The following is a 652-nucleotide window of genomic DNA, read 5'->3' as shown; positions in this document are numbered from 1 at the left end:
TGTTCCCCTTGTGCAATAATATCTTTATGTCCAGCGCACTCTTGCTCTTTTTGCTCAAGTTGTTCAGTCAATTGAAGACACTTCTGTTCCCCTTGTGCAATAATATCTTTATGTCCAGCGCACTCTTGCTCTTTTTGCTCAAGTTGTTCAGTCAATTGAAGACACTTCTGTTCCCCTTGTGCAATAATATCTTTATGTCCAGCGCACTCTTGCTCTTTTTGCTCAAGTTGTTCAGTCAATTGAAGACACTTCTGTTCCCTTTGTGCAATAATATCTTTATGTCCAGCGCACTCTTGCTCTTTTTGCTCAAGTTGTTCAGTCAATTGAAGACACTTCTGTTCCCCTTGTGCAATAATATCTTTATGTCCAGCGCACTCTTGCTCTTTTTGCTCAAGTTGTTCAGTCAATTGAAGACACTTCTGTTCCCCTTGTGCAATAATATCTTTATGTCCAGCGCACTCTTGCTCTTTTTGCTCAAGTTGTTCAGTCAATTGAAGACACTTCTGTTCCCCTTGTGCAATAATATCTTTATGTCCAGCGCACTCTTGCTCTTTTTGCTCAAGTTGTTCAGTCAATTGAAGACACTTCTGTTCCCTTTGTGCAATAATATCTTTATGTCCAGCGCACTCTTGCTCTTTTTGCTCAAGTTGTT

General features: G+C 40.2%; 1 protein-coding gene. It reads right to left on the bottom strand.

Features of this window, described 5'->3' with window-relative positions; genetic code table 11:
* Positions 1-652: hypothetical protein (locus ACFINA_RS09740; protein ID WP_375615537.1), on the bottom strand; the 652-nt coding region annotated here is incomplete at both ends.

This window comes from Bartonella sp. AC10YNML (assembly GCF_042196825.1).
Classification (GTDB): Bacteria; Pseudomonadota; Alphaproteobacteria; order Rhizobiales; family Rhizobiaceae; genus Bartonella.
The sequence above is the reverse complement of the archived record's forward strand: the minus strand, read 5'-3'. Positions and strand labels throughout refer to the sequence as shown.